The sequence below is a fragment of the Nocardia sp. NPDC060220 genome (assembly GCF_042727815.1).
Lineage (GTDB): Bacteria > Actinomycetota > Actinomycetes > Mycobacteriales > Mycobacteriaceae > Nocardia.
Genome location: NZ_JBHWZY010000766.1, coordinates 1 through 3,390, shown reverse-complemented (window position 1 = coordinate 3,390; position 3,390 = coordinate 1). Strand labels below are relative to the sequence as shown.

Genomic DNA, 3,390 nt, shown 5'->3' with positions numbered 1-3,390 from the left:
GGATCTTCGAATCGACGCGCGCACGGCGACTTCGCCGACGCGAAGGTCGCGTGGTGATCGGCACCGACCAGGGCGAGGTCTCGGCGGCGAACGCAATCGTGGCGACCGGATCACCGGTGTTCGACCGGCTCGGCCTCGCGGCACAACTCACGGCCCAGCGGTCCTACCTGGCAGCGTTCCAGGTTCCCGGACCGATTCCGCAAGAGATGTTCATCAGCGCAGGCCGGCCGATCCGTTCGCTGCGCTGGTGCCCCACCGAGGCCGACGACGTCCTGCTGGTCGGTGGTAGCGGCCACGACGTCGGCCGCGTCGATTCCGAGGCCGATCATGTCCGGGACTTGCTGGACTGGACGAATCGCTGGTTCCCCGGCGCGCGGCTCCTCGATCGTTGGTCCGCGCAGGACTACCACTCGATCTCCGAACTGCCCTATGTCGGCGCGGTGCAGCTCGGTGCCGACGAGGTGCAGTGCGCGACCGGTTTCGCCAAGTGGGGCATGACCAACGGCGTCGCCGCCGCACTGGTGTTGGCCGGCAGGCTGACCGAGCGGCAGCCCGCGTGGTCGCGAGCCTACGACGGCTGGCGTTCCGGTGCGGTGAAGTCACTGGTCGCGGGTGTGCAGGCCAATACCGCAGTGGCACGGCACCTGTCGACCGGATGGCTGCACCTGCTCGGCACCGACGCGGGAACGACGCCGCCCGAGGGAGAGGGCAGGGTGGAGCGTCGCGGCCTGCACCCGACCGCGCTGTGCACCGTCGCCGGTGAGACCCACACGGTGTCGGCGGTCTGCACACACCTGCGAGGCATCCTCAACTGGAACGACGCGGAGAAGACCTGGGACTGTCCGCTGCACGGGTCCCGTTTCGCACCGGACGGCGCGGTGCTGGAGGGCCCAGCGACCGCACCGCTTCCCCACTGATTGTCCAGCGCGTTGCCGACTGGCTATGCCGAGCCGATCAGGTCCGATCGCCGTCGGTGGTTCCGGTACGCCGACCGGACTCGTCGCTCTCGGGAGTCAGGGTCAGTGCGTCCTGCGGGTCGAGGCCTGCCGACACGGACCACTCGCCACGCAACCGCTGGATCGCGGCTTCCTCGCCACCGCTATCGGCGAGCTCGATGTCGCGACGCCACTGAGCGATGATGTCCAGGGGATCCATGAACTTCTCCTCCTCCGACGATGTGATGACCTGCTCGCGCGGCCTACGGCCGCATCGTCGTGTTACCTCGAAATTCGCGTCCCAAACAGCCGCGCGCCGATGTCGGGTCGTGGATGACGCGCTCACAGCCGCGCGATCACCAAGGCGGCACAACCGATCAGTGGTGGTACCAGCTGGATCAGGGCCGGACGCGCCTTGTCCGGCGAGGATGCGAGCAGCACCACGCCGGCAGCCACCATCGAACCGGCCCCGGCCAGCACGAGCGCGAGCCCGATTCCCTTGTCCCCGAACGCGGTGAACCCCATGCCGATCGCCGCCACGACGGCCAGGAAGAGGTTGTAGAACCCCTGGTTGAAGGCCATTTCCTTGGTGGCCTCGGCCTCCGCGGCGGATATTCCGAAGGTTGCTCGCGTCCGCGCCGACGTCCACTGCAGTGACTCCATCACGAAGATGTAGCCGTGCAGCAGCACAGCGACTCCGGTGAAGATCAACCCGATCGCGGTCATCGATCCGCCTCGCCCGGGCTTCCGGCTTTGCCTTGGCCCTTGCCTTTCCCCTTGCCCTTCCCTTTACCGCCGGCGTCGCCGTCCGGCTTACCGCCTTCGTCGCTGTCGCCGATGGCTTCGGCTGCGCGTTTGCCGATCTGGGCGCTCTCATCGTGGTGCAACTGCGTCGGAGGAAGTGATCGGGGCGCAGCGGCCGCTGTTCCGGCCGCCACGAAAGCGAAGGTGACGCCGATCGCCAGGGCGGACGCGATTCTGTGAGTCGACAACGTGTATCCCCTTCTCGTCGTGGAAGTGGTACGTCGGAGATGAACCGATCCAGCCTATAGGCGGTAACACCCATCCGCGGGTCTGCGCGCAGCGAAGTCCGTCGCGATTGCGCACAACCATTGGAGGATCTGTGAAGACTGAACTCGACGAGATAGCCATCGCGAGCACCGTGAAGGCCGGACACCGTGCACTGCGTGTACAGGTCAGCGATCCTCGCCAAGACCATGCGACACAGGGATGGCGGTGCACGTACCGCGTTGTCGGCAGTCCCGTTCGCGAAGCTCGCGGACCGGACAGGTTGGCTGCCATCTATGCCGCGTTGATCGACATTTCGCGCGCCGCGACGCTCGTCAGCTCGTCGGGCCGCCCCGACGACTCGGACCACTCGCGAGTACCCGTGGACCCTCCCCTGCCGGTAGTCGGCAACTCCGCATCCGCCGCGAAGGCCCGCGAGTTCGGTCCTCCGCTGGCGGCCAAGGCCGTGCACACCACCGGGGGTCCGGTGGTGATCACGCTCGGACGACCCCGCCAAGACCCCGATCGACCGCACACGTTTCTCTGCCCCTTCCGGATCGACGATCGCACCGAAGCGTTCGGACAGGGGATCGACGAGGTGCGCGCGGTGATCTCGGCGGTCCGCGGTGTGGGCTCCATCCTGGGGATCCCGCTGGACTGGCCCGCGCCGCGCGCCGTCGCGCGGGGACAACAACGGCGCTGACCAGGAAGGCAGCGGCGGTGCGTTATCGTCGGCTACCGGCGAAGAAGCAAGCTGCCCCGACCATCCATGCTGACCTGACAATCAGGGAGGAATCGTGGACATTACCCAGCTGATCCTTGATGACCACCACGAGCAGCGGCGGCTGTTCGCGATCTTGGAACAGATCGATCGCACCGACACCGGTGCGCTGTCATCGATCTGGGACAGACTCGCGGCTTTCCTCGAACTACACGCGCAGGCTGAAGAGGAGATCTTCTACCCCGCGCTGCTCGAGACGGGGATCGCGGCCAGGCGCACGAGCGCGGTGGAGGACGAGACGCTCGATGCCATCCACGATCACAACGAGATCAGAGACGCGGTGGCCGACGTCGCGCGCCATCACGTGGGAACCGATGACTGGTATGCCGCCGTCGCGGCGGCCAACCTCGCCAACAGCGACCACATGGCAGAGGAAGAACGCGAAGGCCTCACCGAATTCCGCCGGTTGGCCCCGGTACCGCAACGCCACCGGCTGGCTGTCACGTTCGCCGCCTACGAGGCGCGCCACTACGCCGGTGTCCGGCCGGTCGACAAGGATCCCGGCAGCTATGTCCGCGCTGTGGAGGAGCAGGAGCCCCTGGCGAACGGATCGCTCGCGGTGGGCAGTCTGAAGCAGAACTGACTCGAGACGTCGGGGGAATCGGCGCCCCTGTTTCGACCTGATGCGCTCGGGTATCGCGCGGGTGTAGATCGAACCACAGACCG

General features: G+C 67.1%; 6 protein-coding genes. 3 read left to right on the top strand and 3 right to left on the bottom strand.

All coding sequences use genetic code 11. The annotated features are described in order from the left end of the window. Window positions 1-917, top strand: a 917-nt coding sequence (locus ACFWF3_RS29250; RefSeq protein ID WP_379316805.1) for an FAD-dependent oxidoreductase, incomplete at its 5' end; no start/stop codon positions are given. A gap of 37 nt (window positions 918-954) precedes the next feature. Here ACFWF3_RS29250 and ACFWF3_RS29245 read toward each other — a convergent pair. From ACFWF3_RS29245 to ACFWF3_RS29235, 3 genes are all read right to left on the bottom strand, one after another. Continuing rightward, window positions 955-1,155 carry a hypothetical protein gene (locus ACFWF3_RS29245; protein ID WP_379316803.1) on the bottom strand — a complete coding sequence of 67 codons (201 nt, stop codon included), beginning with the start codon at window positions 1,153-1,155 and terminating at the stop codon, window positions 955-957. A 122-nt stretch (window positions 1,156-1,277) separates the two neighbouring features. Then, entirely contained in the window at window positions 1,278-1,661 is a 384-nt protein-coding gene (locus ACFWF3_RS29240; protein ID WP_379316801.1) for a DUF1304 domain-containing protein, read from the bottom strand. Then, the gene (locus ACFWF3_RS29235) at window positions 1,658-1,927 is read right to left on the bottom strand and encodes a hypothetical protein (protein ID WP_379316799.1); all 270 of its coding nucleotides are present in this window, start codon (window positions 1,925-1,927) and stop codon (window positions 1,658-1,660) included. Before ACFWF3_RS29235 ends, ACFWF3_RS29240 begins: the two co-directional genes overlap by 4 nt. Window positions 1,928-2,226: 299 nt before the next feature. On the opposite strand from ACFWF3_RS29235, the gene ACFWF3_RS29230 reads away from it, so the two are divergent. Both ACFWF3_RS29230 and ACFWF3_RS29225 read left to right on the top strand, forming a co-directional pair. Next, the gene (locus ACFWF3_RS29230; RefSeq protein ID WP_379316797.1) at window positions 2,227-2,646 is read left to right on the top strand and encodes a hypothetical protein; all 420 of its coding nucleotides are present in this window, start codon (window positions 2,227-2,229) and stop codon (window positions 2,644-2,646) included. 94 nt (window positions 2,647-2,740) lie between these two features. Next, complete coding sequence (locus ACFWF3_RS29225; protein ID WP_379316795.1) at window positions 2,741-3,307, top strand: hemerythrin domain-containing protein; 567 nt, start codon at window positions 2,741-2,743, stop codon at window positions 3,305-3,307. Window positions 3,308-3,390: the final 83 nt, after the last annotated feature.

Excerpts from the sequence above, each read along its gene's own strand:
- ACFWF3_RS29245 (WP_379316803.1), bottom strand. The coding sequence starts at position 1,155 with ATGGATCCCCTGGACATCATCGCTCAGTGGCGTCGCGACATCGAGCTC.
- ACFWF3_RS29240 (WP_379316801.1), bottom strand. The coding sequence starts at position 1,661 with ATGACCGCGATCGGGTTGATCTTCACCGGAGTCGCTGTGCTGCTGCAC.